This window comes from Veillonella sp. DNF00869, assembly GCF_001553345.1.
Taxonomy (GTDB): domain Bacteria; phylum Bacillota; class Negativicutes; order Veillonellales; family Veillonellaceae; genus F0422.
In genome coordinates this window covers 405,059-430,658 of the sequence record NZ_KQ960771.1, presented here as the reverse complement: position 1 = coordinate 430,658, position 25,600 = coordinate 405,059, and the positions used below count along the sequence as shown (strand labels likewise).

24 protein-coding genes are annotated in these 25,600 nt (G+C 39.0%); all 24 read left to right on the top strand.

Translation table 11 applies throughout. The features are described from left to right. Positions 1–154: 154 nt before the first annotated feature. Positions 155–1,210 (top strand): ABC transporter substrate-binding protein, encoded by a 1,056-nt coding sequence (locus HMPREF3032_RS06275; RefSeq protein ID WP_177428927.1) that lies wholly within the window; start codon positions 155–157, stop codon positions 1,208–1,210. Positions 1,211–1,506: 296 nt separating this feature from the next. After that, positions 1,507–1,764, top strand: coding sequence for a SemiSWEET family transporter (locus HMPREF3032_RS06270; RefSeq protein ID WP_062403139.1), 258 nt, complete (start codon positions 1,507–1,509; stop codon positions 1,762–1,764). Between the two features lie 433 nt (positions 1,765–2,197). After that, positions 2,198–3,001 carry a peptidoglycan-binding protein gene (locus tag HMPREF3032_RS06265; RefSeq protein ID WP_304437691.1) on the top strand — a complete coding sequence of 268 codons (804 nt, stop codon included), beginning with the start codon at positions 2,198–2,200 and terminating at the stop codon, positions 2,999–3,001. Positions 3,002–3,204: 203 nt separating this feature from the next. After that, entirely contained in the window at positions 3,205–3,864 is a 660-nt protein-coding gene (locus HMPREF3032_RS06260) for a TerC family protein (RefSeq protein WP_082717820.1), read from the top strand. 262 nt (positions 3,865–4,126) lie between these two features. Then, positions 4,127–5,506: a 23S rRNA (uracil(1939)-C(5))-methyltransferase RlmD gene (rlmD, locus tag HMPREF3032_RS06255; RefSeq protein WP_062403133.1), complete on the top strand. Its 1,380-nt coding sequence runs from the start codon at positions 4,127–4,129 to the stop codon at positions 5,504–5,506. Positions 5,507–5,678: 172 nt separating this feature from the next. After that, entirely contained in the window at positions 5,679–5,918 is a 240-nt protein-coding gene (locus tag HMPREF3032_RS06250; RefSeq protein WP_062403130.1) for a GlsB/YeaQ/YmgE family stress response membrane protein, read from the top strand. 453 nt (positions 5,919–6,371) lie between these two features. Continuing rightward, a complete protein-coding gene (locus HMPREF3032_RS06245) occupies positions 6,372–7,964 on the top strand; it encodes an ABC transporter substrate-binding protein (protein WP_038145150.1) in 1,593 nt (530 codons plus the stop codon). A gap of 17 nt (positions 7,965–7,981) precedes the next feature. Then, positions 7,982–8,968 carry an ABC transporter permease gene (locus HMPREF3032_RS06240; RefSeq protein WP_009354062.1) on the top strand — a complete coding sequence of 329 codons (987 nt, stop codon included), beginning with the start codon at positions 7,982–7,984 and terminating at the stop codon, positions 8,966–8,968. Next, positions 8,965–9,819 (top strand): ABC transporter permease, encoded by an 855-nt coding sequence (locus HMPREF3032_RS06235; RefSeq protein ID WP_009354053.1) that lies wholly within the window; start codon positions 8,965–8,967, stop codon positions 9,817–9,819. Before HMPREF3032_RS06240 ends, HMPREF3032_RS06235 begins: the two co-directional genes overlap by 4 nt. Before the next feature lie 9 nt (positions 9,820–9,828). Next, positions 9,829–10,659, top strand: coding sequence for an ATP-binding cassette domain-containing protein (locus HMPREF3032_RS06230; protein WP_009354061.1), 831 nt, complete (start codon positions 9,829–9,831; stop codon positions 10,657–10,659). Next, the gene (locus HMPREF3032_RS06225) at positions 10,646–11,254 is read left to right on the top strand and encodes an ABC transporter ATP-binding protein (protein ID WP_062403126.1); all 609 of its coding nucleotides are present in this window, start codon (positions 10,646–10,648) and stop codon (positions 11,252–11,254) included. The genes HMPREF3032_RS06230 and HMPREF3032_RS06225 overlap by 14 nt, the downstream gene beginning before the upstream one ends. A 113-nt stretch (positions 11,255–11,367) precedes the next feature. Beyond that, on the top strand, positions 11,368–12,714 hold the full coding sequence (locus HMPREF3032_RS06220) for an anaerobic C4-dicarboxylate transporter (protein ID WP_082717808.1): 1,347 nt from the start codon (positions 11,368–11,370) through the stop codon (positions 12,712–12,714). A 92-nt stretch (positions 12,715–12,806) separates the two neighbouring features. Next, positions 12,807–14,090, top strand: coding sequence for an APC family permease (locus HMPREF3032_RS06215; RefSeq protein ID WP_062403123.1), 1,284 nt, complete (start codon positions 12,807–12,809; stop codon positions 14,088–14,090). 390 nt (positions 14,091–14,480) lie between these two features. Then, a complete protein-coding gene (locus HMPREF3032_RS06210; RefSeq protein WP_062403120.1) occupies positions 14,481–15,746 on the top strand; it encodes an N-acetylmuramoyl-L-alanine amidase family protein in 1,266 nt (421 codons plus the stop codon). Between the two features lie 3 nt (positions 15,747–15,749). Further along, complete coding sequence (locus HMPREF3032_RS06205) at positions 15,750–16,304, top strand: GerMN domain-containing protein (RefSeq protein ID WP_062403117.1); 555 nt, start codon at positions 15,750–15,752, stop codon at positions 16,302–16,304. Between the two features lie 113 nt (positions 16,305–16,417). Beyond that, positions 16,418–17,959: an ABC transporter permease/substrate-binding protein gene (locus tag HMPREF3032_RS06200; RefSeq protein WP_062403114.1), complete on the top strand. Its 1,542-nt coding sequence runs from the start codon at positions 16,418–16,420 to the stop codon at positions 17,957–17,959. Then, on the top strand, positions 17,960–18,688 hold the full coding sequence (locus HMPREF3032_RS06195; RefSeq protein ID WP_156439350.1) for an ATP-binding cassette domain-containing protein: 729 nt from the start codon (positions 17,960–17,962) through the stop codon (positions 18,686–18,688). A 216-nt stretch (positions 18,689–18,904) separates the two neighbouring features. Beyond that, positions 18,905–20,845: a thiamine-phosphate kinase gene (thiL, locus tag HMPREF3032_RS07650; RefSeq protein ID WP_072270769.1), complete on the top strand. Its 1,941-nt coding sequence runs from the start codon at positions 18,905–18,907 to the stop codon at positions 20,843–20,845. Continuing rightward, positions 20,842–21,315 (top strand): tRNA (adenosine(37)-N6)-threonylcarbamoyltransferase complex ATPase subunit type 1 TsaE, encoded by a 474-nt coding sequence (gene tsaE, locus HMPREF3032_RS06185; protein WP_062403110.1) that lies wholly within the window; start codon positions 20,842–20,844, stop codon positions 21,313–21,315. The genes thiL and tsaE overlap by 4 nt, the downstream gene beginning before the upstream one ends. Beyond that, positions 21,312–22,100, top strand: coding sequence for a tRNA (adenosine(37)-N6)-threonylcarbamoyltransferase complex dimerization subunit type 1 TsaB (gene tsaB, locus HMPREF3032_RS06180; RefSeq protein ID WP_062403107.1), 789 nt, complete (start codon positions 21,312–21,314; stop codon positions 22,098–22,100). The genes tsaE and tsaB overlap by 4 nt, the downstream gene beginning before the upstream one ends. Further along, entirely contained in the window at positions 22,100–22,552 is a 453-nt protein-coding gene (gene rimI, locus HMPREF3032_RS06175; RefSeq protein ID WP_009353597.1) for a ribosomal protein S18-alanine N-acetyltransferase, read from the top strand. Before tsaB ends, rimI begins: the two co-directional genes overlap by 1 nt. After that, positions 22,549–23,589, top strand: coding sequence for a tRNA (adenosine(37)-N6)-threonylcarbamoyltransferase complex transferase subunit TsaD (gene tsaD, locus HMPREF3032_RS06170; RefSeq protein ID WP_082717806.1), 1,041 nt, complete (start codon positions 22,549–22,551; stop codon positions 23,587–23,589). Before rimI ends, tsaD begins: the two co-directional genes overlap by 4 nt. Beyond that, positions 23,582–25,042: a sensor histidine kinase gene (locus tag HMPREF3032_RS06165; protein ID WP_062403104.1), complete on the top strand. Its 1,461-nt coding sequence runs from the start codon at positions 23,582–23,584 to the stop codon at positions 25,040–25,042. The genes tsaD and HMPREF3032_RS06165 overlap by 8 nt, the downstream gene beginning before the upstream one ends. Next, positions 25,020–25,592: an ANTAR domain-containing response regulator gene (locus HMPREF3032_RS06160; protein WP_062403101.1), complete on the top strand. Its 573-nt coding sequence runs from the start codon at positions 25,020–25,022 to the stop codon at positions 25,590–25,592. Before HMPREF3032_RS06165 ends, HMPREF3032_RS06160 begins: the two co-directional genes overlap by 23 nt. Positions 25,593–25,600: the final 8 nt, after the last annotated feature.

The window sequence follows — 25,600 nt, the reverse complement described above, 5'->3', positions numbered from 1 at the left end:
GAAACACAAGATTTCTATAAAAACTTTATGTATTATGATTTATCTACCATAGAGGCAGAACGTATTATTCATGGTGAAAGTCCTGCAAATTAAATGTATAGACACGTGATTTTGAAGTAGTTAGTTTGTGTATGGAAGCTAGTTAGGAGACGTTATGAAACGAATTATTACTATGCTCTTTGCATTGTTGATTTCCATTGGCTTGTTAGCCGGTTGTGGTACAGAAAATGCATCAAAAGGAGCAACGCAAGAAGTACATACTATCACCGATATTGGTGGCACCCAAGTTCAATTACCAACACATGTGGAGCGGATTGCTGACTTATGGCCAGCGAATAATCAAGTTATGTTGATGCTAGGTGGAGCAGATAAGTTAGTTGCTACTACACAATATGTACAAACATTACCTTGGTTCTCACATATTTATCCAAATATTAAAAATATTGCTGCACCAGATCGTTTTGGCTTTGATTTACAATTAGAAGAACTACAAAAAGTATCACCACAAGTGATTATTGTAAATAGTAAAAAACAAGCAGAACAAGTCCGTCAAGGTGGCTTTACAGCAGTGCATATGGAGTTTACTGATTATAAAGGACTTCGCAATGTAGTATCCATGACTGCCGATATTCTTGGTGGCAATGCGGTAGAGATTGCTAAGAGTTACAATGCGTATTTAGATAAAAATATCGCTTTAGCAGAAGAAAAAACGAAAGCTTTAACTGATGCGGAACGTCCAAGAGTGATGCATATTGCGACAGGTGAAAATTTACTAAAAGTAGATGGTACTAAAACAATTATTGATGAATGGATTCACTATGCTGGGGGTATTAATGCGATCGAACAAAAAGGTCGTGGGCTTACACTAACCATGGAAGAAATCATCAAAGCGAACCCAGATATTATTATAGTGGGTGATGTGAACTCTAAAGCAGCTATTGAAAAAATTATGAATGATCCACAATGGAGTGGCATTAAAGCGGTTCAAATGGGTCGTGTATATAGTAATCCTGTAGGAACATTTAAATGGGATCGATATAGTGCTGAATCAGCATTACAAATCTTATGGGCAGGTCAAATCATCCAACCACAATTATTTGCGGATATTAACCTAGTGAAAGAAACACAAGATTTCTATAAAAACTTTATGCATTATGATTTATCTAACGTAGAGGCAGAGCGTATTATTGCTGGAGAAGGTCCACAATAGTGGCAATAGTAGCAAATAGTTCCTGTTGACTCTATATTAAAACCGTAGTAAAAGGACACTTTTACTACGGTTTTATTAGGTTTATTTTCACCGTGGCAAAATGGAAAGATAGAGCGAAGTCATAAGATTGATGGGGAGAGATTCCATACCAGAAAGTTTAGGGTTGTGTCACAAATGTTTGACTACTTCATAGATATTATATAAAAACTTAAATTTAAGTATTGATTTCCTAACATTTTGTGATATACTACTAAAATATTTAAGTTAATTGATCTTATAAGAGGGAAGATAATAGAATGAGTGAAAAAAATTTAAAAATGTTAGGATGGCTTGGAACATTCCTTTCAGTAATGATGTATGTGTCTTATGTTCCGCAAATCATGGGAAACTTGGATGGGAATAAAACATTTTTTCTGCAGCCCTTGGCAGCGACGATTAACTGTATCATATGGGCAAGTTACGGACTTTTAAAAGAAAAAAAGGACTATCCTTTGGCAGTAGCAAACTTGCCGGGAATTATCTTTGGATTGCTTGCAACCATTACGGCATTTTAAATAATCTCATTTTAAAGATGTATTGTGAAAAGCTCATTTGAATGATGATTAGTCATTTTAGTGAGCTTTTTTGTTATAATTATTTTTCAAGATATAATTCTAACTTCTTCAATTTTAAAATATTATTTATTATGATTATTTTAATATGTAAAATTTTTGTATCACATCATATTGAAATGATCTATTATACCAATTTAGTATAGCAACTCCATTTTTATGCATATTTACTATAGAAATTGAGGAAAACTAACATTTTTAGTGTACATATATAGTAGGTGGTATTTCCTATGGGGAGTGATTTATACTATATGTGGGAAAAATGTGATAAAAATAGGTACTAAGTGGTGTTAAAGTGTTAAAAAAGCCCTGTTTTTTTGACGTATGTCCCAAAAAATGGTAAAATGTATAAGCATTTAGATATGAGGTGAACATCGTGAAAAAAATAACTCTCCTAGCGATTCTCCTGTTGGTATGTACCATGGTGACAGCTTTGGCAACATCAGGACGTGGTGATCGCGGAAAAGAGGTAGAAGAGTTACAAGCGTTGTTAGTAGCCCAAGGCTATTTGCTTGATACAGCAGATGGTGTGTTTGGGAATAATACAGAATACGCAGTACTCGTCTTTCAGAAAGAACACGGGTTAACTCCAGACGGTAGAGTAGGTAAAGAAACAATACGTGCTTTACTAGAGAATCAAAAACACTTTGAGGGGCAACAAGCATCTCGAAATACCCGTAGTGTAGAAGTATCACGGTTTGGTGATCGTGGTCGCAACATAGAAGAAGTACAACTTAAATTAGTAGATAGTGGATTTTCTCCTGGAGCTGTTGATGGTGTCTTTGGGGATGGAACTAAAGAAGCTTTGATTCGTTTCCAGCGTCATTATGGATTACCAGTGACAGGAACTGTTGATAGTGCTACATGGTCAAAATTATCTATCAAACGAGGCAAACCAACAAGCTATAAAAAAACATTAGAAATGGAAGCTAGTGCCTATTCAAGTTATGAATCTGGTACACATACAGCTAGAGGCAACGCACTTCGCCGTGGGTATGTTTCGGTAGATCCTAATGTAATTCCATTAGGAACAGAAGTGTATGTGGAAGGATATGGTTATGCTGTAGCGGATGATACAGGTGGTGCTATTATAGGTCATCGCATTGATTTGGCTATGGATAGCTATAATGAGGCCATCCAATTTGGTCGTCGAACAGTAAAAGTATATATTTTAGATTAGAGAAGTCATTGATTTGTTGTAAAACAGAAAGAACATCTAATTGCAAACGTGTTATTACACAAAAATAAAGAGGTAGGAACTAGAGTAATTTAGTTGTTACTAATATAGAGGATAGCTGATTCAGAGAATTGGCTATCCTTTGTTTTATGGGTTCCCTATGCTATAATAAAATGTATTCTAAGTAGTAAATATAGGAGGATATGGTGGATATTACATCAACACAAGGGTTATTAGCAATTTTACAAATTATTATTATTGATATATTATTGGCTGGCGATAATGCTATCGTTATTGGTATGGCAGCTAAAAACTTGCCGGAACATTTGCGTAAACGTGCTATTTTCTGGGGCACAGCAGGGGCAATTGTTTTGCGTCTAGTGATGGCCATTTTGTTTATTGAAGCTTTAGATAATATTCCTGCATTACGCATTGTTGGTGGGATTATGTTGCTTTGGATTGGCTATTCCTTATTGAAAGATGGCGATAATGAACACAATATTGAGGCAAAAGATAATATCTGGGGCGCTATTGCTACGATTATCATTGCTGATGGTGTGATGGGCATCGATAATGTGCTAGGCGTTGTGGCAGCAGCAGAAGGTCATTTTGGGCTAGTAGTAGCTGGTATGTTAGTAACAGTGCCAATTATTGTTTGGGGCAGTACTATCTTTGTAAAACTGATTGATAAATTCCCTGTTATTCTATACGCAGGTGGTGGTATCCTAGGATGGGTCTCTGCTAGCATGATTCAACATGATCCAATGGCAGCACCATATATTGAACCATATAGTTTACCATTCCATGTTGGATGTGTCGTATTGGTATTAGGAGCAGCGATCATTCGCAATCGTTTAGTGAAATAAACTGGTATTGGTGAAAGTAACAGCTCAATACACTAGAACATAAGACATACTAGTTTTGAAAAAGAAGTGTGATACATAGGCATACAGTTTCCATGATGGAGGCTGTATGCTTTTTCTTTTTTGAGAAGATCAGGTTATAGGGCAAAATGAGTTGCTTTTACTAACGATGATGTTAGAATCCGTATTAAGAAGACATAAAAAATGATATAATAAAAGGAAATACATTGATACAAACGATTACATTGTGTATAAGGATATATAGATGAGTGAGAAGAAGAAACAACAGAAAGCACCGGTGTGCGTTGGACATACATATACGATAGAGATTCGCGGCACCGGCAGTAGTGGCGAAGGGGTAGGCAGATACGAAGGGTTTACAGTATTTGTGCCCTATGCTTTACCGAATGAAGCGGTGCAAGTGAAGATTACTATAGTCAAAAAGAATTATGCTGTAGGAGATATTGTAGAGGTGCTCACACCATCTGCAGAGCGAGTGGACCCGCAATGTGAGGTATATGGCAATTGTGGGGGCTGCCAATTACAACATGCGTCCTATACAGAACAATTACGACTAAAAACAGAATCTGTGAAAGCCGTTATCGAACGGATTGCTAAATGTGACCCAGAGTTAGTATTACCTTGCATAGGGCCAGAAGAACCATGGAGATATCGGAATAAGATGCAAATGCCTGTAGGTGGAACCGTAGATAAAATTCGTATGGGATTTTACCAAAAGGGATCCCATAGCATCATTAACCATGAACATTGCCCTATTCAAGATGTAGGCAATGATGAGATTCGTAAAGTTTGCTACGAGGCTATGAATGAATTAGGTATCGAGCCTTATGATGAGCATACCGAAAGAGGTGTGATTCGTCATGTTATAGGGCGGATTGGCAAAGACGAATGGATGGTTATTCTCGTAAGCCGTACAGCTAGTATTCCGCAGGAGCAAGAATTAGTGAATCAGATTGTACAGGCTTTACCACAAGTGACATCCATCGTAGTGAATCACAATCCGAAACAAACGAATGTGATCTTAGGACCTACGAATCGTACCATTTATGGAAAAGACCAAATTACGGATTATATTAAAGATTTATCCTTTCAGTTGTCACCGCATTCCTTCTTTCAAGTGAATCCAGAACAAACCACGGTACTCTATGATACAGCTTTGGAATTTGCGGACTTGAAAGGCCGTGAAACGGTGATAGATGCGTATTGTGGAACAGGAACTATTTCTTTGTTCTTGGCTCACAAAGCAAAACATGTCATTGGAATTGAAATCGTTGAGCCTGCCATCAAAGATGCGAAAAAGAATGCAGAACGAAATGGATACGATAATACAGAATTTATCGTAGGCGATGCAGCGGTGGAAATGCCTAAGTTGTATAAACAAGGCATTAAGCCAGATGTGATTGTATTCGATCCCATCCGTGCAGGCTGCAAAGAAGATGTATTACATGCTGCTGTTGGGATGGGGCCAGAACGGATAGTGTACGTGTCTTGTAACCCATCCTCCATGGCACGAGATATAGAAATACTGACAAAACAGGGCTACCAATTGGTGAAAGTTCAACCAGTAGATATGTTCCCGCAGACGTATCATACAGAAGCTGTGGTGCTGCTGACAAGGAGCTAAGTGATGCAGTAAGTATTAGATCGGCCCATGTCAGGGATGTCCAAGAGTTCGAGGGAAGCGAATTTGATTAATCATCACAGTTGATGTAGAATACAATTGAGATCTTTATTACAGAAGCTACTAAGTATAGTGCTTTCATATAAATATATACATTTTATAAAGGAGGGGTAGTATGATTTGGTCATGTATTATTGGTGGATTGATTGGATTTATTGCAGGTAAAATTACTAAAAAAGCTGGATCTATGGGTATTATTACTAGAATTATTGCAGGCTTAATAGGTTCTTCTGTGGGACAAGCAATTTTTGGTACTTGGGGTCCGAGTTTAGCTGGGATGGCTTTAATCCCATCTGTATTAGGTGCAATTATCGTGATTGCTGTAGTATCCTTTTTCTTTGGAAAGAAAAAGTAGTAATATGTCAATCAAGTAGAGAAGAAACATAAGTTAGTATATGGATGCGTGTATATATATTTATAGATGGTCTTTTATACTACTTATGTTTCTTTTAATTTGAGAATATATTTATTTCTCACGTATAACCAAAAGTCATTTGACGAATGACGATCGTGTATTGTAAGATTAAAGATAACTACATATAGGTGAAAGAACTGATAAGATATTAGAAAGTTTTAATTCATAAAGTCTTTTAGAATATATCTAAAGTTGTTTTATGATGTTTGTAATCAATAGTGGTTACCTAATTTATATAAGAAGAGGGTATCTTTTTTATACGATAGGTGCACTATGGATTTTTTATAAAGATGATTAATTATATATCCGTTTAATCATTATGTTTTATTCGAAAGGAGGATATAGGTTTTAAGTTTAGGGTATAAATATTTTATTTTTGAAAGGGCGTACGTTATGTTAAAAAGATTATTTATGCTTGTAACCACGATTATGGCATTTTTAATGATTGCTGGTTGCGGTGGCAATACAGATCAGGCGAGAGCTGATCGTGCAGCCAAGGGAGAAATTGTTATTTCCATGGGGAAATATATGATTAATGGTGGTTATGACCCTACTAGTGGATGGGGTATGTGGGCTGCGGATCCATTCCACTCTGCGTTATATACAAGAAATGATAAAAAAGAACTGGAAATGGATTTAGCGAAAGATGTAACCATATCTCCAGATGGCTTGCATTATACATTTAAAATTCGTGATGATGTTAAGTTCTCTGATGGTCAACCACTAACAGCTAAAGATATTGTATTTACTTATGAAACAGCACAAAAGGCAGGTGGCTATGTAGATCTTACTTTCATGGAATCAGTCGTGGCAAAAGATGACTATACGGTAGAATTTACATTGAAAAAACCTTGGTCTCCATTTCTTGAAATAACTTCTACATTGGGGATTGTACCAGCCCATGCGTATAATAAAGAAACTTACGGTTCACAACCAATTGGTTCTGGTCCATGGAAAGTAGTGGCATTCCAAAAAGAGCAACAGTTAATTATGGAACCGAATGAATATTATTATGGTGAAAAACCAAAATTAAAAAAAGTGACAGTTTTAAATATTGCTGAAGATGCTGCAGTAGCAGCGGCTAAATCTGGTCAAGTGGATGTTTTATTCTTGAACTCTGACTATGCGAATGCAAAAGTAGATAATATGAAAGTATTTACGATGCAAACTATAGCTTCTTTTACATTGAATCTTCCAACACAACCAGAACGTGAAGAAAATGGTATGAAAGTAGGTAATAATATTACGTCTGATCCAGCCATTCGTAAAGCTTTAAATATTGGTATTAATCGTGCAGAAATTATCAAAAATGCATTGAATGGATTTGGTGAACCAACATACATGTATTCCAAAGAGCTAGCATGGGTTAATCCAGAATTAAATATCACAGATAATCGTGTAGAAGAAGCGAAAAAAATTCTTGAAGATGCTGGATGGAAAGACACAGATGGTGATGGAATTCGTGAAAAAAATGGCGTAAAAGCTGAATTTAAAATTTCCGGTCGTTCCAACGATTTACAACGTTATAATACAGCAGTAGCGCTAGCAGCGGATGCAAAAAAATTGGGCATCAATATGATTGCGGAATCTATGGCATGGTCTGATGCTCGTAAAATTGCTCGTAATGTACCTACAATTTGGAATTCTAGTGACTTTAATCCATTGTCTCTTTACATGTATTTCCATAGTTCCCAAATTGGTAAAAACGTAATTAATAACCCAGCTATGTATAGCAATCCAACAGTAGATGCTCATATTGATGCGGCATTGGCAGCTAACAGCTGGGATGAAGCGATTAAAGAATTTAAGTTGGCTCAATGGGATGGAAAAACAGGTATAAAAGAAGATGTACCATATTTATGGATTGCCAATGTATCCGTTCCATATTTAGTTCGTGATGGTCTAGACCTAGGTAATGTAGGCGTTAATCAACGTGGACAAGGCATGGGTATTATAGCAAATCTTTCTCAATGGCAATGGAAATAGTATAGTAAGGATTACATATGAATCAGCAAATTTGGTCTTTTATTAGACAACAACTTATTCGTGTGGTACTTTTGATATTTGCTGTCAGCGTAGTTAGCTTTTTGCTCTTAGTTATTTCTCCGATTGATCCAATTGATGCGTACTTTTCGGGATTATCTGTGACGGAGGAGCAAAAAGCGGCTATGGCTGCTTTCTGGCAATTTGATAAGCCACCAGTAGAACGATACTGTATTTGGGCAGCAGACTTGTTACAAGGTAATTGGGGAGTTTCCTTCCTTTACAATGAACCTGTTATTAATGTCATTGCTGAGAAGTTCCAAGAAACTCTTTTGTTAATGATGCTTTCATGGGTACTAGCTGGATTGGTAGGGTTTTTCTTTGGTATCGTCAGTGGCGTATACGAGGGAACATGGATTGATAAAATCATCAATGGGTTTTCCTTGTTGTGCGTATCTATACCAACCTTTTGGTTAGGCATTGTGGTGCTATTTATTTTTGCAGTGGAATTACAATGGTTTCCCTTTGCCTTATCCACTCCCATTGGTAAAATCGGGGCAGATGTCACATGGGCAGAGCGATTATACCATGTGGTCTTACCCGCATTAACTTTAGCGGTTACGGGTGTATCTGCTATCACTCTACATACGAGACAAAAGATGATCGATTGTTTAGGCACTAATTATATGTTATTTGCAGAAGCTAGAGGGGAAACGCTGTGGCAACGTGTGTTACGACATGGGTTGAGGAATGTAATGATTCCAGCGATTACACTACATTTTGCATCCTTTGCCGAATTATTCGGAGGTGCCATTTTAACAGAAGTCGTATTCTCCTATCCTGGTTTGGGTAGTGCGGTGACACTGGCAGGCCTGCGAGGCGATGTTCCTTTATTATTAGGTATTTCATTTTTTAGTGCCATTTTTGTATTTGTTGGCAATTTAATTGCTAATATATTGTATGCAGTGGTGAATCCAGAAATTAGGAAAGGGGGACATGAGATATGAATGACGATGTAATAGAAGTATCGACTGTTCATTCTTGGACAAGACGTAAAAAAATGTTACTGTTAGCATCTTTTGTATCTGTTGTCCTTGTATTGATTACCATTGCAGGGGCACTTATGCCAGAAGAAAGTTATGCAATCAATTATGGCAATAAATACGCAGAGCCGTCCTTGCAATATATATTTGGTACTGACCATATGGGAAGAGATATGCTATATCGTTGTATCAAAGGTCTATCGATTAGTATTCAAGTAGGATTATTGGCTGCTTTTGTCAGTTCTTGTATAGCATTGGTGCTAGGAACTTTATCTGCTACCTTTGGTGGAAAAGTAGATGCCTTTATCTTGTGGCTTGTTGATTTATGTATGGGGGTTCCGCATATTTTGCTAATCCTCATGATTTCTGTGTCCTTAGGGGGAGGAATGAAAGGTGTTGTCATCGGTGTGGTGGCGACACATTGGGCTCGCTTAACACGATTGATACGGGCAGAGGTCATGCAACTTCGTAAAGAACCATATGTGTTGGCAGCGCGTAATTATGGTCATTCCTATTTCCGTATTGCCAAAGAGCATTTTGTGCCACATGTTTTACCACAATATATCATTGGTCTTGTGTTATTGTTTCCTCATGCTATCTTGCATGAAGCTGGCATTACCTTTTTAGGCTATGGGTTACCATTAGACTTACCAGCTATTGGTATCATATTGTCTGAATCGATTCGTCATATCTCTTTAGGATTATGGTGGTTGGCCTTTTTCCCTGGTATGACATTAATGGTTGTGGTATTTTTCTTTGATCGATTGGGAGAAGCTTTAAAAGAGTTATTCGACCCTGCACATTCACAGCGATAGGAGGTTCTCATGAAAGAAGAATTATTGCGGGTAGAGAACCTTGCAGTCACGTTTGAAATGTACCAAGGGAAACTTTCAAAACACCATGTACAGGGGATTAAGGACATTTCATTGAACGTCTATACAGGAGAAATATTAGCCGTGGTCGGTGCCAGCGGGTCAGGAAAAAGCTTATTAGCGCACGCTATTATGGGATTATTGCCTTATAACTCTACTGTGGAAGGAAAAATTTTTTATAAGGGAGAAACTTTAACTTCAAAGCAACAAGAACTCTATCGTGGTTCAGAGATGGCTCTAGTACCACAGTCGATCACCTATTTGGATCCGACTATGAAAGTGGGAAAACAAGTTGTTGGACTAACAGGGAATATGGCGGAACAAGAAGCCGTATTTGCGAAATTAGCATTGCGTGAAGGTGTGAGTCGTATGTATCCCTTTGAACTATCTGGTGGTATGGCACGGCGCGTGCTAGTATCGACAGCATTGATTAGTCATGCTCAGTTTATTGTAGCGGACGAACCAACTCCTGGTATGGAAATGAAAGATGCTGTGCAAGCCTTACAGATGTTCCGTGATATGGCGAATGAAGGAAAAAGCTGTATGCTCATTACCCATGACTTAGATTTGGCCATTCATGTGGCAGATCGCGTAGCTGTATTTTATGATGGCCGATTAATTGATGTGACAGAGGCAAGAAACTTTCAAAGTCCAGAATTGTTAACACATCCGTATACACGTGCTTTATTTAATGCATTACCACAGAATGAGTTTAGGGACTATTCTAAAGCAGAAGTTGAACAATTTTTGATGACAAAGGAGGGATATGATGTTAGACATTAAAAGTCTCACCTTTGGGTATCATGCGGATGAACTGGTGCTGAATGATGTGTCTTTACAAATCGAACAAGGTAAGCGCATAGCATTGTTGGGGCCTAGTGGATATGGTAAAAGTACATTAGCTAAAATTTTAGCAGGGTATATGCTACAACGAAGTGGCAGTGTCATCTTAGATGGGCAAGACATTCGGGAGATACAAGGATACAATCCGATTCAATTGATTTATCAGCATCCTGAAAAAGCCTTAAACCCTAGATGGAAACTCAAAAAGAGTTTAGATGAAGCTTGGGATATTCCAGAGTCCTTATTGGATCGTATGGGCATCGAAAGAGAATGGTTGTCTCGTTGGCCTAATGAATTATCTGGTGGTCAATTACAACGTATCTCTATTTTACGTGCTCTTTCACCACAGACGAAAGTATTGATAGCAGATGAGATTACCGCTAGTTTAGATGCGATTACACAAGCGCAATTATGGTCTGTCATTTTAGAAGAAGTAGATAAGCACAATATGACATTGGTGCTGATTACGCATAATCGTCATTTAGCAAACCGAGTTTGTGAAGAATTAGTGGAAATGAATGTAATTAATAACTAACTTTCATGTAAAATATATCCTATAGAAGTGGTTTTACACTGTTTTTATTACGTCACTTGCCGTATAATGTATACGGCAAGTGATTTTTTTATTAGAAAGGATTTTGTAATTTTATGATTATTTTATTCGGATTTATTCTATTGTTGGCTTGCTTAGTTGTTGGTGTAAGGCATGGTGGCTTAGGTTTAGCCGCTGTATCTGGTATTGGTCTTGCTATTTACGTATTTGTAATTGGTCTTGTACCCGGTAAACCACCAATTGACGTAATGCTAACGATTATGGCAGTAGTAACGTGTTCTGGTTTCTTACAAGCCTCCAAAGGTTTAGATGTCATGCTTGTATACGCAGAAAAATTTCTTCGTAGCAATCCAAAACAGATTACTATTTTAGCGCCAATCACAACATGGTTCTTAACTGTGTTATGCGGAACAGGACACGTAGTGTATACGATGTTCCCAATCATCTATGACATTTCTATCAAAGAGGGGATTCGTCCAGAACGACCAATGGCTGTGGCATCCATAGCTTCTCAAATGGGGATTTGTGCATCTCCAGCATCCGTTGCGGTTGTATCTGTAGTAGCTATGTTAGGGGCAGTCAACTTCCCAGCTAGCGTGGTAACGATTTTATCTATCACGATTCCAGCTACCTTCGTAGGCGTTATTGTTGCTGGAATCTGGAGTATGCGTCGTGGTAAGGAATTGGCCAATGACCCTGACTTCCAAGCTCGTATTCAAGATCCTGAACAACGTGCCTATATCTATGAAGAAAATAAAGAAGCTAGTGTTGTAAAAGAACTTCCTCGCACAGCATATTGGGCAACCATCATTTTCTTACTAGGTATTTTGGTCATTGCTTTATTCGGTAGTTTCCCTAACCAATTATTGCCATTAGTTCCTAATGCAAAAGGTCTATGGAAACCATTATCCATGACTCCAACAATTCAAATTGCTATGCTTGTGATGGCAGCTTTAATTCTGTTGGTATGTAAAGTAAAAGTTAGCGATGTAACAAGTGGTTCTGTATTCAAATCTGGTATGATTGCTGTTGTGTCGGTATACGGTGTAGCTTGGATGGCAGAAACCTATTTTGGTGCCTATATTCCACAATTCAAAACAACTCTATCGAGTGTGGTAGTAGAGCATCCATGGACCTATGCACTTGTATTATTTATCATTTCTAAATTGGTTAACTCTCAAGCAGCAGCTCTTGCGATTGTTGTACCAATGGGTTTAAGTGTAGGCGTAGATCCATTGATTGTATTATCTTTTGTACCAGCATGTTATGCATACTTTGTATTGCCAACGTATCCATCTGACTTAGCATGTATTGGTTTTGACCGTTCTGGTACAACACGAATTGGTAAATTTGTTATTAATCATAGCTTTATTATTCCAGGTATCATCGGAGTATTTACAAGCTGTGTTGTTGGGTATTTTATTGCTCACGCATTATTCTAATATGATGTGATGATATGTATATACTGTCTGTATATACATTCTAGTAGTACAACTATGAGCTTTGAAAGGCAACAGTACAAGGAGAAAGTAGTATGTTAAACAACAAGTTAGGCCTCATGAGTATCATACTCTTAGGGGTGAATGCAATTATTGGTACAGGAATTTTCCTGCTTCCAGGTAAAGCGGCTGCGTTGGTAGGAGTCAACAGTTTATGGGTTATCGTATTCGATGCTCTACTAGTGATGTCCATTGCCTTATGTTTTGCCGAAATGGGCGGTATGTTCAATAAGAACGGCGGTCCATATGTCTATGCAAAGGAAGCATTTGGTAACTTCGTAGGTTTTGAAGTTGGTTTTATGAAATGGGCAATTGCAACAATTGCTTGGTCTGCTATGGCAGTAGGTTTTGCTACTGCTCTTGGTGCGGTATGGGAACCAGCAAGTACAGAAATGGGTAAAAATGTGATTGCCACATTGATTATCGTGGTACTTGGTATCATGAATATCATGGGTGTTAAGATTTCAAAAATTATCAATAATATCGTAACTATAGGTAAATTGTTGCCATTAATTTTCTTCATCCTAGTAGGTATTTTCTATGTGAAAGGTGTTAACTTCCAACCAATGCAATCCGTGCCAGATATGACGCAAGCAAGCTTTGGAGCGGCAGCTTTAATTATTTTCTACGCTTTCACAGGTTTTGAATCTATTGCGGTAGCAGCGGAAGATATGGAAAACCCTGAACGCAATGTGCCAAAAGCAATTATTCTTGTATTAACACTGGTATCTATTGTATATATCTTAATTCAAGCGATTTGTATTGGTATCATGGGTGATTCCCTTGTTACATCTAAAACTCCTGTAGCCGATGCAGCCTTTGTGTTCATGGGACCTTTGGCGAAAGCAATTGTTACAGCAGGTACACTGATTTCTATCGGTGGTATTAACGTAGCATCTTCCTTCTTGGCACCACGTTCTGGGGTAGCTATGGCGGATGATGGACTGATTCCTAAAGTAGTATCCAAACGTAATAAAAAAGATGCTCCTTATGTAGCTATTATTGTCACTGTAGTATTTGCAGTTGTATTATCTTGGACTGGTAGTTTTGAAAAATTAGCAGCTATTTCCGTAGTATCTCGTTTTGCTCAATACTTACCTACATGCTTAGCAGTACTTGTGTTCAGAAGCAAACGCCCAGATATGGATAGAACGTTCCGTGTTCCAATGGGACCAGTGATTCCAGTATTAGCTATTGTAGTTAGTGTTTGGTTGATAACACAATCTTCTTTGGAAAAAGTATTTTGGGGACTTGGTGGCTTAGTAGTAGGTGCTGTATTGTACTACATTATGAATCGTAATGGAAAACAAACAGCTTAGTCGCCTAAAATAATAAGTTCATAAGACATTTGTGGGTTCTTACCATTAGAGGGCTACAAGTAGGTTATGAATGATCGAGTGGAAAGCTCTACATAACATGTATATATAAACATAAGAAACATAAGTAGGCATGTAGTATAGTCGGTTTTGATGGATACATAAAGCCTACCTATGTTTCTTTTTTATTTTCTTTTTATATACTGTATGAAATGCTCAATGTAGTGAATCTTTTCTAGAAATACAGAAGCATATACTAGTTCTGGATTTTAGATAAAATTGTAAAAAGAATAACTTTCATTACTTTTTCATGTATATAGCTCACAAGTATGGTATAATAAGGATACTGTCTAAAGAAAACTATCCAGTGCAATACAGATTGGAGTGAGATATTTGCGTAAGTTATTTGCCCTATTGGGTATGTTAGTATTGGTGTTACCAGTTCTGTTTGGTGTCACGAAGGCTGCGAATGTGACAGATCTTCATTGGGTGACAAGAAATGATGCACCAATTCCTTTTGTGAGAATGGTCTTTAGTTTATCAAGTCCTGTTCATGCTACGGCTTCTATCAGTGCTAGTGGTACATCGACTACCTTAGTGCTAAAAAATGCTACTCTAGCAGGAGCACCTACATCAATTATGATGGATGATGGTATTGCTAAAAGTGCTACACTTTTACAACAAGGACAAGATACGCTAGTAAAAATTGAAACACCAAAAGCTATTGATGTGGAAGATTTAAAAGTATTTACATTAAAAAAAGACACTGTAAATAATAAGCCATACCGTATGGTGGTGGATATTCAGAAAAAAGGGGTGGCTCCACGAGAAAACTACTATGGGAAAAAGCCTGTAGTGGAGGCTAAATCTGCTGTAGCTGCTAAACCAGTGGTAGCTACTACATCTGCAGAGGTAAAACCTGTTGTACCTAAGGAAATACCAAAACCAGTGGCTAAGGTGGAGAAACCTAAGGCAAACTCACCGGCAAAAACAGAATCCAAGGAAGGACCTAAAAAACCAATTGTCTTACCAACAATCCCAGAAAAACCAGTGCCACAATCAGTAAGTTATCGTACATCTGGTGGCATCAAGGGTAAGATTATTGTGTTGGACCCTGGACATGGTGGTAGTGATCCAGGTGCTATTGGACCAACCGGATTACAAGAGAAGCAAGTGACCTTGCCTATATCAGAATATTTAAAATCTATACTGGAAGCGAAAGGTGCTAAAGTTATCTTGACTCGTACTACAGATGTAGATGTGTATGGTCCACATGCGAGTGGTGTTGATGAATTACAAGCTCGTGTGAATGTGGCAAATGCTAATCAAGCTGATGCATTTATCAGTATTCATATTAATTCTTTTTCCAATCCTAATGTAGGTGGGATTGCTACCTACTATTTTGACGGATCTGAGCAGTCGAAAAAACTAGCTTCTTCCGTACAAGGTCAGATTGCTGATCATAGTGGATTTAATGGTGATCGTGGTATTCAACCAGGAAATCTGTATGTATTACGACACTCCTTTATGCCATCTATATTGGTAGAGTTAGGATTTATTTCAAATCCTAAGGAGGAAGGTCATTTAAAAGAATCATCTACACGACAACAATTTGCTAATGAATTAGCAAAAGGGTTGGAAATCTATTTTGGAGGTTAATTCATGAAACAATCATTACGCTATGGCTTAGTGGCTATGATGAGCGTTTGTGTCATTGCTTTGGCGGGGTGTAATTCTCAAGATTTGAAACTAGATCTAGGAAAACAAACAACCGTTCAATCGACTACATCAGAAGATAAAAAAGCGATGGATAAGATGACAAAAATTGTGGTCTATGTACCGCGACAAGATGGGAAAGGCGTAATGCCACAACCGCTTACGATTGATAAAGAGCGTAAAACGGTAAAAGATGCCATAAATTTGATGATTGAGCAAGATGGTCGTGCAGAATATCCAGTCTTTGCAAAAGGCACAAAAGTAGTCGAAACATCAAAACATGATGATATTGTGACCGTGGTATTGAATGATGACTTTTTACAGGATGCTACAGGTTTAACAGCCACACTTCGCATTGCATCCATCGTCAATACAGCAGTGGAATTTGATGGTGTACATAAGGTATATGTAAAGGTAAAAGGAGTGACCTTGCCGACTTATGGTAATATTGATTTAACGCGCCCATTGAAACAAATGAAAGATAAAATCGTAAAAGATTAAGTACTATGTTGGGGGACTCTTCATAAAGAGCCTCCAACATTTTTATACCTTAAATTCATGGTAATTTAGTATGAAAAAAGATCTAAAAACATATTGTAAAAAGGGAGGATTTGATGATACAAAATTTATTAGAAGAGTTAGGGAAGAACTGGCCATTTTATATGCATTTATTGCTAGAGCATATAGGAATTACTTTTACAGCAGTCATCATTGCCACGATTTTGGGGTTGGCTATAGGAGTATTTATTGCACGGAAGCAAAAATTGGCTAATTCTGTTATATCTGTAGTGAATATTGCTTACACCATACCCTCAATTGCTTTGTTGGGCTTTTTGATTTCTTTTACTGGTGTGGGAAATACGACGGCTATTATTGCTCTTACCATCTATGCGTTGTTACCTATCGTGCGTAGTACCTATGTAGGGATTACCACTATTGATCCAAAGATTATTGAGGCTAGCCGTGCTATGGGTAGTACAGATAGGCAAATTTTATGGAAAATACAGTTACCGCTAGCATTTCCTGTTATCTTCGGAGCTATTATGAATATGGTGACCATGACCATCGCCTTAGCAGGGATTGCCTCCTTTGTTGGGGCAGGGGGTCTAGGTGTTGCCATTTACCGTGGGATAACTACTAATAATGAAATATTGATTTGGATTGGAGGCATTTTAATTGCTGTCTTAGCCTTGGTTATAGATGGCATACTAGGCTTCATTGGTAAACTAGTAGAACAGCACAAAATGCATACCGTAGTGAATAAAAAAATAGGCTATGCATTGGGAGCTATCTTAGTGATTATTTTTGGTGTCGTGGGAATGCAACAGTATAGTAAAAACGATACCATTCACATTGCATCAAAACCTGTATCGGAAGGATACATTTTGGCGGAAATCGTGGGTACTCTCATTGAGGATGATACTGACTTGAAGGTTAAGTACACCCATGGTGTAGGTGGTGGCACATCTAATATTCATCCTGGCATGGTGCGAGGCGACTTTGATATGTATCCAGAGTATACAGGGACATCTTGGCAAATCGTGTTAAAACATAAGGAAGAGTACAAAAATGACAAGTTCTCCATGTTGACTGGGGAATACAAGGATAAGTATCACTTCCTATGGAAAGGTATGTTTGGCTTTAATGATACCTATAGTATTGGTATTCGTGCAGACTTAGCAAAGGAATATGGTATACGAACATTTACTGATTTGGCGAAGTATGCAAGACAGCTAACATTTGGTGCAGAATATGATTTCTTTGAACGTGAAGATGGTTATAAAGCGTTAGCTAAAGCCTATAACTATCACTTCAAAAAAGAAGTAGATATGGACAATGGATTAAAATATCAAGCCTTGTTTGATAAGAAAATTGATGCGATGACTGTGTTTACTACAGATGGTCAACTGTCTGATCCACGGGTTGTAGTATTAGAGGACGATCGAAACTTTTACCCAAGCTATATGGCGGGCATGGTTGTTCGTGAGGAAACGTTACAAAAACATCCTGAGCTAGAAAAGGTATTACATCGTTTGGACGGTATCTTAGATGAAAGTACTATGGCACAGCTGAATAAAAGGGTAGAAATTGATAAGGAAGATCCGAAACAAGTGGCAAAGGAATTTTTGCAATCTAAAGGATTGGTGGTGAAATAGATGAATCAAATTATAGAATATAAAGATATTGGAAAGTCCTATCAAGGGAAATGGGTGGTGAGAGATTGCAATTTAACAATCAATGAAGGTGACTTTCTTTGTATTGTAGGCACATCTGGGTCAGGGAAAACGACACTCTTAAAAATGATTAATGGATTGATTGTACCCGACGAAGGAGATATTACTATTTTTGGAACTCGTGTTATTGATCAGGATATTATTTCTTTGCGGAGAAAGATTGGCTATGCTATTCAAGGGGATGGACTGTTCCCCCATATGACGGTAGCAGAAAATATTGGGTATGTGCCTAGACTAGAGGGTGCACCGAAAGAAGAGGTAGATGCTATTGTAGAACGCATGCTTTCATTAGTGGGCTTACCACTAGATAGTAAGGAAAAGTATCCTAAGGAATTATCTGGAGGTCAACAACAACGGGTTGGCATCGCCAGAGCCTATGCGAACTCGCCGAAGATATTGCTCATGGATGAACCATTTGGAGCAGTGGACTCTATTACAAGGTATCAACTACAAGAAGATTTGAAACAAATTCATAGACAAACGGATTGTACTATTGTGTTTATCACCCATGATATGCAGGAGGCGTTTAAGCTTGGCACACATATCCTTGTCATGCACGAAGGGAAGATACAACAATACGGGACCACCGAAGAAGTAAAGAACCATCCTAGCAATGACTATGTGAAACAGCTAGTGGAGATGACGCGGTAGGGATATACAAATATACGGAAACATAGTAAAAGGGAATCCTTATAGGGGTTCCTTTTATTTTTGTTATCCTTTAGTCCCTAGTATGGTACAATAAGAACAACGTGTATAGAAAAGTGATATACAGATCTTATAGTTTAATTGAAATAGTATATCGTTATTATCCGTAATGGCATAGATACGTTAGTTTGTTATTACACAATGAAACGAGGTGGTACGATGCATAAAGATCCTTTTGAGGAGTATATCCGTCAAGGTGAAGCTAGTCAATATGAAAAAGCCCAAGCCTGGAAGACTGCTATTGGTTTACAAGCTGTCGATGGGTTGACGCCGTCTACCTATTTAGTAGACTTAGCAAAGAAGAATATTGAAGGGCAGATGTCCCTACAGGTTCTTCATACATTGTTGGAAAATTATTATGAATCCTATCCGAATCAAGAAGATAGAACGGCAGAGGCGGATATAGTATCACTTCGTATGTCGGAGTTGCTCTTAGAGAAAGCTTTCAGTTTTACGCCGAATGAGTACCTATCGATTCATAGACAATTGTTTACAGATATCTATGCCCATGCGGGTAGTATACGAGATTACAATATCACAAAAAAGGAATGGATTCTCGATGGTGATACGGTGACCTATGGTAGCGTGTCTGAACTAGGGGCGACCTTACTCTATGACATAGAGCAAGAAAAAAATTTTTCCTATGCCAATTTGGATATGTCAGAGACGATTCGTCATTTGGCTACTTTTGTTGCCAGATTGTGGCAGATTCATGTATTTGGTGAAGGAAATACGAGAACGACTGCTGTGTTTTTTATCAAATATCTCCGCACCCTAGGCTTTACCGTGACGAATGATATGTTCGCTGACCATGCGTGGTACTTTAGAAATGCTTTGGTACGAGCCAATTATCAAAATTTGAAACTAGGCGTGTATAGAACAACAGAATATTTAGAACGTTTCTTGCAGAATTTGTTGTTAGACGAAAGTCATTTGTTATCGAATCGTTGTATGCATATTTATAGTACTAACGGGAACATACAGGAAGAAAGCATACAATATAATGACAATGGGTATACTATCAGCAGGGATGCTATATCAGATTATGATGCTACTTCGGAGAGTGAAACTGTGGAGGACATGCGCTGTCACATGGAAAATAGTACTACTGTACCTGAGGGTAGGGTATCGTCGCTTGACGAATTTGCTCTCATCAACAAATTAACCCAACACAGTATCTATAATCCTACGTACGTAAAGGTTGGTGTCGGCGATGACTGCGCTGTTTATGATACGCCTTGCGATGTGGATCAACTGGTTAGTACGGACATGATGGTAGAAGGCATCCACTTTAGTGAAAGCACCACAGCCCCTTTTGATGTAGGGTATCGATTAGGGGCAGCAAACATTAGCGACATAGCAGCGATGGGTGGCACCCCACGGCATATGGTGGTGTCTATTGCAGTGCCTAAGGGGCGACATACGTCCTATGTAGAAGAAGTGTATCAAGGATTGCATGACATATGTGCAGAGTATAGTGTAAATATCATCGGCGGCGATACGGTGTCGACCGAGGGACCTTTTGTGATTTCTGCCACAGTGTTTGGAGATGTTCCAACAAATCAATCTGTCCTACGCAGTGGAGCTCAAGATGGTGATGCAGTGTTCATCACGAATTATCTGGGTTTATCTTATGTGGGTCTTCACAGTTTGTTAGAGGGCAGCGAGGACTATCCAGTGAGCAGGTCTGTCCATCAACGGCCCATTCCTCATGTGGAATGTGGTATAATAGCAAGAGACTTAGGTGCCACGTCTATGAACGACATCAGCGACGGCTTATCCAGCGAGCTTAATGAGATTGCTAACGCATCGCAGGTGACTATTTTCATTGATGAAAGTGCGTTGCCCATCCATCCAGAGGTTCAGGCCTATTGTGAAAGTCATCAGATGAGTCCTTATCTTTCTATGTGGACAGGGGGCGAAGATTTTCAGCTAGTGGGAACTATTCCAGCTGATAAAGCAGAGGCATTGCCGGCTGAGACTTTCACCATCATTGGGTATGTCAAAGCAGGCGCTGCACAGGTGTTAGTAGACCATGATGGACAATGGATTACGGTAGAACCTAAGGGATATAATCATTTGGATAAAGGAATACTATGAATACCATACAATATACAACACACTCCGTAGAGGAAACGTTGGCTCTAGGTTATAGCCTAGGGAATTTTATGAAAGACTATGAAAGTCCTATATGTATTGCCCTGGATGGCACGCTAGGAGCAGGGAAAACGCATTTTTCCCAAGGGATTGCAAAGGGCTTTGGAGTTACAGAAGAAGTGACAAGTCCTACATTCGCCTTGATGAACACCTATGAAGTAGATGGTTCTAACTTATACCATTTCGATTTGTATCGAATGGACTTGGTAGAAGAACTGGAAACCATCGGATTTTACGAATATACAGAGGAAACGAAGTCCGTTGTGGAATGGGCTAGTAAGTTTGTCGATGAATTACCAGATACGACAGTGTGGATTGAGATTTCTGTCGGTAATGATGGATCTCGTCAGTTTACAGTTCGTACGGACTTACTTTCAGAGGAAACATTACAATGCATAGGAGAGAACCTATGATTTTAGGAATTGAAACGAGTAGCGCCATTGCTAGCGTAGCGGTAGGAAATGACAAAGAAATACGAAGCGAACTCATTGTACAGGCAGGGCTTACTCATTCTGAGCAATTGGTGCCACATATTGAAGCGGTGCTGACAACGGGGAAAGTAAAGAAATCTGACATTACCGGTATTGCCGTAACCATTGGGCCTGGTTCCTTTACAGGCTTGCGCATTGGCTTAGGCACGGCAAAGGCCTTGGCTTATGCTTGGAATGTACCCGTAGTAGGCGTGCTCACCACCGATGTGTTAGCCCAAAGTTTTATGTATTCCAACTATCGGGTATGCACTGTCATTGATGCACAAAAGAAACAGGTCTATGGCCGTCAGTATGAGTGGAATGGCGCGGACATGATTGCTTTAGATACAATAGAAGTACATCAAGTAACTGAATTGTTAGAGAAACTAGTACAGCTATCTGGAGATACTCCAGTGGTCATCGTAGGGGATGGTCTGAAGCGATTGGAAAAAGAATATGCCATAGGTGTAGAAGCAGGTCGTATTGACCCTATTAGACTTGTTATCGGTCATGAATCGAAGCAACGCCCACGGGCATCTCATGTTATTCAAGTGGCATTACCACAATTCGTGAGTGGTACGATTCCTGATGCGCAGTCCATTGAGCCATTCTATATTCGTAAATCGGAAGCGGAAGTGGTGTGGGATGAGAAAAACAAAGACATCCTAGCCACTGGTACCTACGTGGAACCTACGGTAGTAGTCCGTGAAGCAGCAGGTGAACGATAATGGTCACATTGCGAGAAGCCTTACGAAGTGATATTGAAGGTATCTACCAAATAGAGAGGGCCTGTTTTTCAACACCTTGGTCAAAGGAAGCCTTATTAGATGATTTAGAAGTAGAAGATAAGCTGTACCTTGTAGCAGAAGCAGAAGATGGCAAGATTATTGGTTATGCAGGATCTTGGTTAGTCTTGGATGAAGGGCAGATTACGAATATTGCCATACATCCTGAACATCGTCGTGCAGGTTATGGATCTAAAATGACTCGTAAGTTAACGCAAATGCTCCGTAAACAAGGCATGAAGCATATTTTTTTAGAAGTGCGTGTCTCCAATATTGCAGCTCAAGCGATGTATCGTAGACTTGGCTTTACAGCGGTAGGAGTACGTAAACAATTTTATTCAGATCCAGTAGAAGATGGGCTGATTATGAGGAAAGAAATGGAGGAACTGGCATGAGTATCTACACACTAGCTATTGAAACTAGTTGTGATGAAACATCGGCAGCAGTGTTGCAAGATGGCAGAACGGTCGTTTCTAATGTAATTTCCAGTCAAGTACCCATACATAGAAAGTTTGGTGGTGTTGTGCCGGAAGTGGCGTCTCGACATCATATAGAACAGATTATGCCAGTCATTGACCAAGCTTTGGCAGATGCGAATGTAACATTAGATGATATGGACCATATCGGTGTCACTTATGGGCCTGGTTTAGTTGGGGCTTTGTTGGTAGGTGTGTCAGCGGCGAAGGCTCTATCCTTTGCAAAAGATATTCCCTTGATTGGCGTTCATCATATGGAAGGTCACATCTTTGCAAATTTCTTGTTACACCCTGATTTAGAGCCTCCCTTCTTGTGCTTAGTGGTATCTGGGGGGCACACTATGATTGTTCATGTGACAGATTATGAAAGCTTTCAGGTATTAGGACAAACACGTGATGATGCGGCAGGTGAAGCCTTCGATAAAATCGCTCGCGTATTAGGCTATCCTTACCCAGGAGGGCCACATATTGATGCGTTGGCGAAAGTGGGAAATCCGGATGCCATAGAGTTTCCAAGACCCTTATTAGAAAAAGGAAATTTCGATTTTAGTTTCAGTGGCTTGAAGTCGGCTGTTCTTAATTATATCAATGGAAAACAACAAAAAGGTGAATCCATCTGTCATGAAGATGTAGCAGCCTCCTTTCAAAAGGCCATTACAGACGTATTGGTAGAAAAAATGAAAGAAGCGGCTCATACATTAGGAGAAACGAAGATCGCTTTAGCTGGTGGCGTGTCGGCTAACAGTGGATTGCAGCGAGATTTACAAGCCATGTGTGAAGCAGAAGGCTTGACGTACCTCACAGCAGGATCTATGTTGGCTACAGATAATGCAGCTATGATTGGTTGCCGAGCCTATTATATGGCACAAGCTGGTAAATTCAGTAACTACACTTTGAATGCAAAACCGTCCATTCCATTGGGCAGTGATTTGTGGAAAGGAAACCAACATGATTAGTTGGAAAGACAGCCTAGACAAAGAAACAGATTTATATCCTACACAACAGGCTTTACTATTGCAGTTCTCTGAACGATTAAGCTTTGGTAAAGCTATCAGTGAGCAAGGGGTGTCCCTCTTAGTGCAAGCTAAGGACGGACACCTTTTACTTAGTGGAGCGTTGGATAGTCGTCATACGGGGACAGTACAGAAATTAGACATACCCCTAGAGCATCCGATTCAACAGATATTAGATACAGGAAAACCTTTTGCAGGCCTATTGGAGTGGGAAGAAGAAACAGATAGTGGGATTACAGTAGAAACCTATCACGCTTATATCTATCCTATTGTAGATAATGGAGGCAAATGTATTGGTGCTTGTGCCTTTACTAATCCTGTGTCTGAAGTGTATTCTAATCGTTATGATGAATTTATGTCCATGGTATCACAGACTACGTTTCAAGGAATGTTAGTACCACAATTACAACAACCTGAGTTATATGGTGGGATTTCCGTATTAGATGGAATTATTTTCTTTGAACAGGATGGAACTATTTTATATGCGAACCGTGCTGCGAAAAAATTAGGGGATATATTTGGTATCGACAGACGCATACAGGGTACATCAATCTATAGCAGCACATTGAAAGTAGGTCGTATTAAAAAGGCTTTAGAAGATAGACTAGGTACGATTGACGAAGAATTATATGGTGATATTGCCTTGCGACAAGTGATGATTCCCGTTGTTCTTGGAGTTAGATGGAAACGTGGTATTTTGGTGTTACAAGATAAGACGGAGCTTCGAAAACGGGATCAACAGTTACTAGTAAAAAATTCTGTCATTAAAGAAGTGCATCATCGAGTGAAAAATAATTTGCAATCTGTAGCGGGTTTATTGCGCATGCAAAGTAGAAGAAGTACTTCCGAAGATGTAAAACAAGCCTTACAAAACAGTATTCATCGGATTGAAAGTATGGCTCTTGTCCATGAAATCGTGTCTAATTTTGATGAAGACTATGTGGCGTTGCGCAGTATTATAGAAGAACTGTGGCGCTTGTTGCGACAAGGGTTAGGGTCTTCTGAGCAACGCATAGACATGGAATATATTGGAGAAGACATTATTATGTCATCTCACAAGGCCAGCTATGTGTCCTTGGTAATGAATGAACTCTTTTCCAATCTCTTTAAACATGCTTTCAAAGACAGAATAAAAGGTCAAGTACAGGTAGAGGTACGAGACGTAAGGGACGTTGGACATTATGACATGCTACACATTAGTATCCGTGACTCAGGCTGTGGTTTGCCAGACGATTTTGAAAGTACTAGAAAGAGCCATTTAGGATTACAGATTATAGAGAATTTAGTGCGAAATGAATTGGATGGAAGAATTTCTTGGACATCTAAAGGAACAGGGACTGTGGTAGATATTTGGATACATAAAGGAGAAGAGTATGCGCGTCTTAGTAGTAGATGATGAGTCGCTCATTCGCATGGACTTGCGAGATATATTAGAAAGCCAAGGTCATACCGTTGTAGGGGAAGGTTGTAATGGTGTAGAGGCTATTCAACTATGTCAAACAGTACAACCAGATATAGTATTGATGGATGTGAAGATGCCTGAATTAGATGGCATAGAAGCGGCTCGACAAATTCGCCATCAACGATTGGCTCCAGTGGTACTATTAACAGCGTACAGCCAAGATGATTTAATCCAAAAGGCATCTCAATCTGGAGTGTATGGTTATTTAATAAAACCTCTACGAGAATCGGACTTAGGTCCAGCTCTACAGATGGCTATGGGTCGTTTTCAAGAAGAAGAAAACTTGCTAGAACAGGTCAAAGGATTGGAAAGTTCCCTAGAAGAACGAAAATATGTGGCGAAAGCGACGGGCATATTGATGAGTTTACATGGATTTTCTGAGGAAAAAGCGTACGAGAAAATACGAGCTTTCAGTATGGATAAACGCATTAGCCTCGTGGAAACTTGCAAAAAGATTATCGCAGCTCATGAAGCAAAATCATAAAAAAATTA

What these genes read in the sequence shown, in the direction of transcription:
- HMPREF3032_RS06215 (WP_062403123.1), top strand. Translation starts at nt 12,807, where the DNA reads ATGTTAAACAACAAGTTAGGCCTCATGAGTATCATACTCTTAGGGGTG.
- HMPREF3032_RS06230 (WP_009354061.1), top strand. Translation starts at nt 9,829, where the DNA reads ATGAAAGAAGAATTATTGCGGGTAGAGAACCTTGCAGTCACGTTTGAA.
- HMPREF3032_RS06195 (WP_156439350.1), top strand. Translation starts at nt 17,960, where the DNA reads ATGAATCAAATTATAGAATATAAAGATATTGGAAAGTCCTATCAAGGG.
- HMPREF3032_RS06165 (WP_062403104.1), top strand. Translation starts at nt 23,582, where the DNA reads ATGATTAGTTGGAAAGACAGCCTAGACAAAGAAACAGATTTATATCCT.
- HMPREF3032_RS06200 (WP_062403114.1), top strand. Translation starts at nt 16,418, where the DNA reads ATGATACAAAATTTATTAGAAGAGTTAGGGAAGAACTGGCCATTTTAT.
- HMPREF3032_RS06270 (WP_062403139.1), top strand. Translation starts at nt 1,507, where the DNA reads ATGAGTGAAAAAAATTTAAAAATGTTAGGATGGCTTGGAACATTCCTT.
- rimI (WP_009353597.1), top strand. Translation starts at nt 22,100, where the DNA reads ATGGTCACATTGCGAGAAGCCTTACGAAGTGATATTGAAGGTATCTAC.
- tsaE (WP_062403110.1), top strand. Translation starts at nt 20,842, where the DNA reads ATGAATACCATACAATATACAACACACTCCGTAGAGGAAACGTTGGCT.
- HMPREF3032_RS06225 (WP_062403126.1), top strand. Translation starts at nt 10,646, where the DNA reads ATGTTAGACATTAAAAGTCTCACCTTTGGGTATCATGCGGATGAACTG.
- HMPREF3032_RS06205 (WP_062403117.1), top strand. Translation starts at nt 15,750, where the DNA reads ATGAAACAATCATTACGCTATGGCTTAGTGGCTATGATGAGCGTTTGT.
- tsaB (WP_062403107.1), top strand. Translation starts at nt 21,312, where the DNA reads ATGATTTTAGGAATTGAAACGAGTAGCGCCATTGCTAGCGTAGCGGTA.
- tsaD (WP_082717806.1), top strand. Translation starts at nt 22,549, where the DNA reads ATGAGTATCTACACACTAGCTATTGAAACTAGTTGTGATGAAACATCG.
- HMPREF3032_RS06220 (WP_082717808.1), top strand. Translation starts at nt 11,368, where the DNA reads ATGATTATTTTATTCGGATTTATTCTATTGTTGGCTTGCTTAGTTGTT.
- HMPREF3032_RS06250 (WP_062403130.1), top strand. Translation starts at nt 5,679, where the DNA reads ATGATTTGGTCATGTATTATTGGTGGATTGATTGGATTTATTGCAGGT.
- thiL (WP_072270769.1), top strand. Translation starts at nt 18,905, where the DNA reads ATGCATAAAGATCCTTTTGAGGAGTATATCCGTCAAGGTGAAGCTAGT.
- HMPREF3032_RS06275 (WP_177428927.1), top strand. Translation starts at nt 155, where the DNA reads ATGAAACGAATTATTACTATGCTCTTTGCATTGTTGATTTCCATTGGC.
- HMPREF3032_RS06235 (WP_009354053.1), top strand. Translation starts at nt 8,965, where the DNA reads ATGAATGACGATGTAATAGAAGTATCGACTGTTCATTCTTGGACAAGA.
- HMPREF3032_RS06160 (WP_062403101.1), top strand. Translation starts at nt 25,020, where the DNA reads ATGCGCGTCTTAGTAGTAGATGATGAGTCGCTCATTCGCATGGACTTG.
- rlmD (WP_062403133.1), top strand. Translation starts at nt 4,127, where the DNA reads ATGAGTGAGAAGAAGAAACAACAGAAAGCACCGGTGTGCGTTGGACAT.
- HMPREF3032_RS06245 (WP_038145150.1), top strand. Translation starts at nt 6,372, where the DNA reads ATGTTAAAAAGATTATTTATGCTTGTAACCACGATTATGGCATTTTTA.
- HMPREF3032_RS06240 (WP_009354062.1), top strand. Translation starts at nt 7,982, where the DNA reads ATGAATCAGCAAATTTGGTCTTTTATTAGACAACAACTTATTCGTGTG.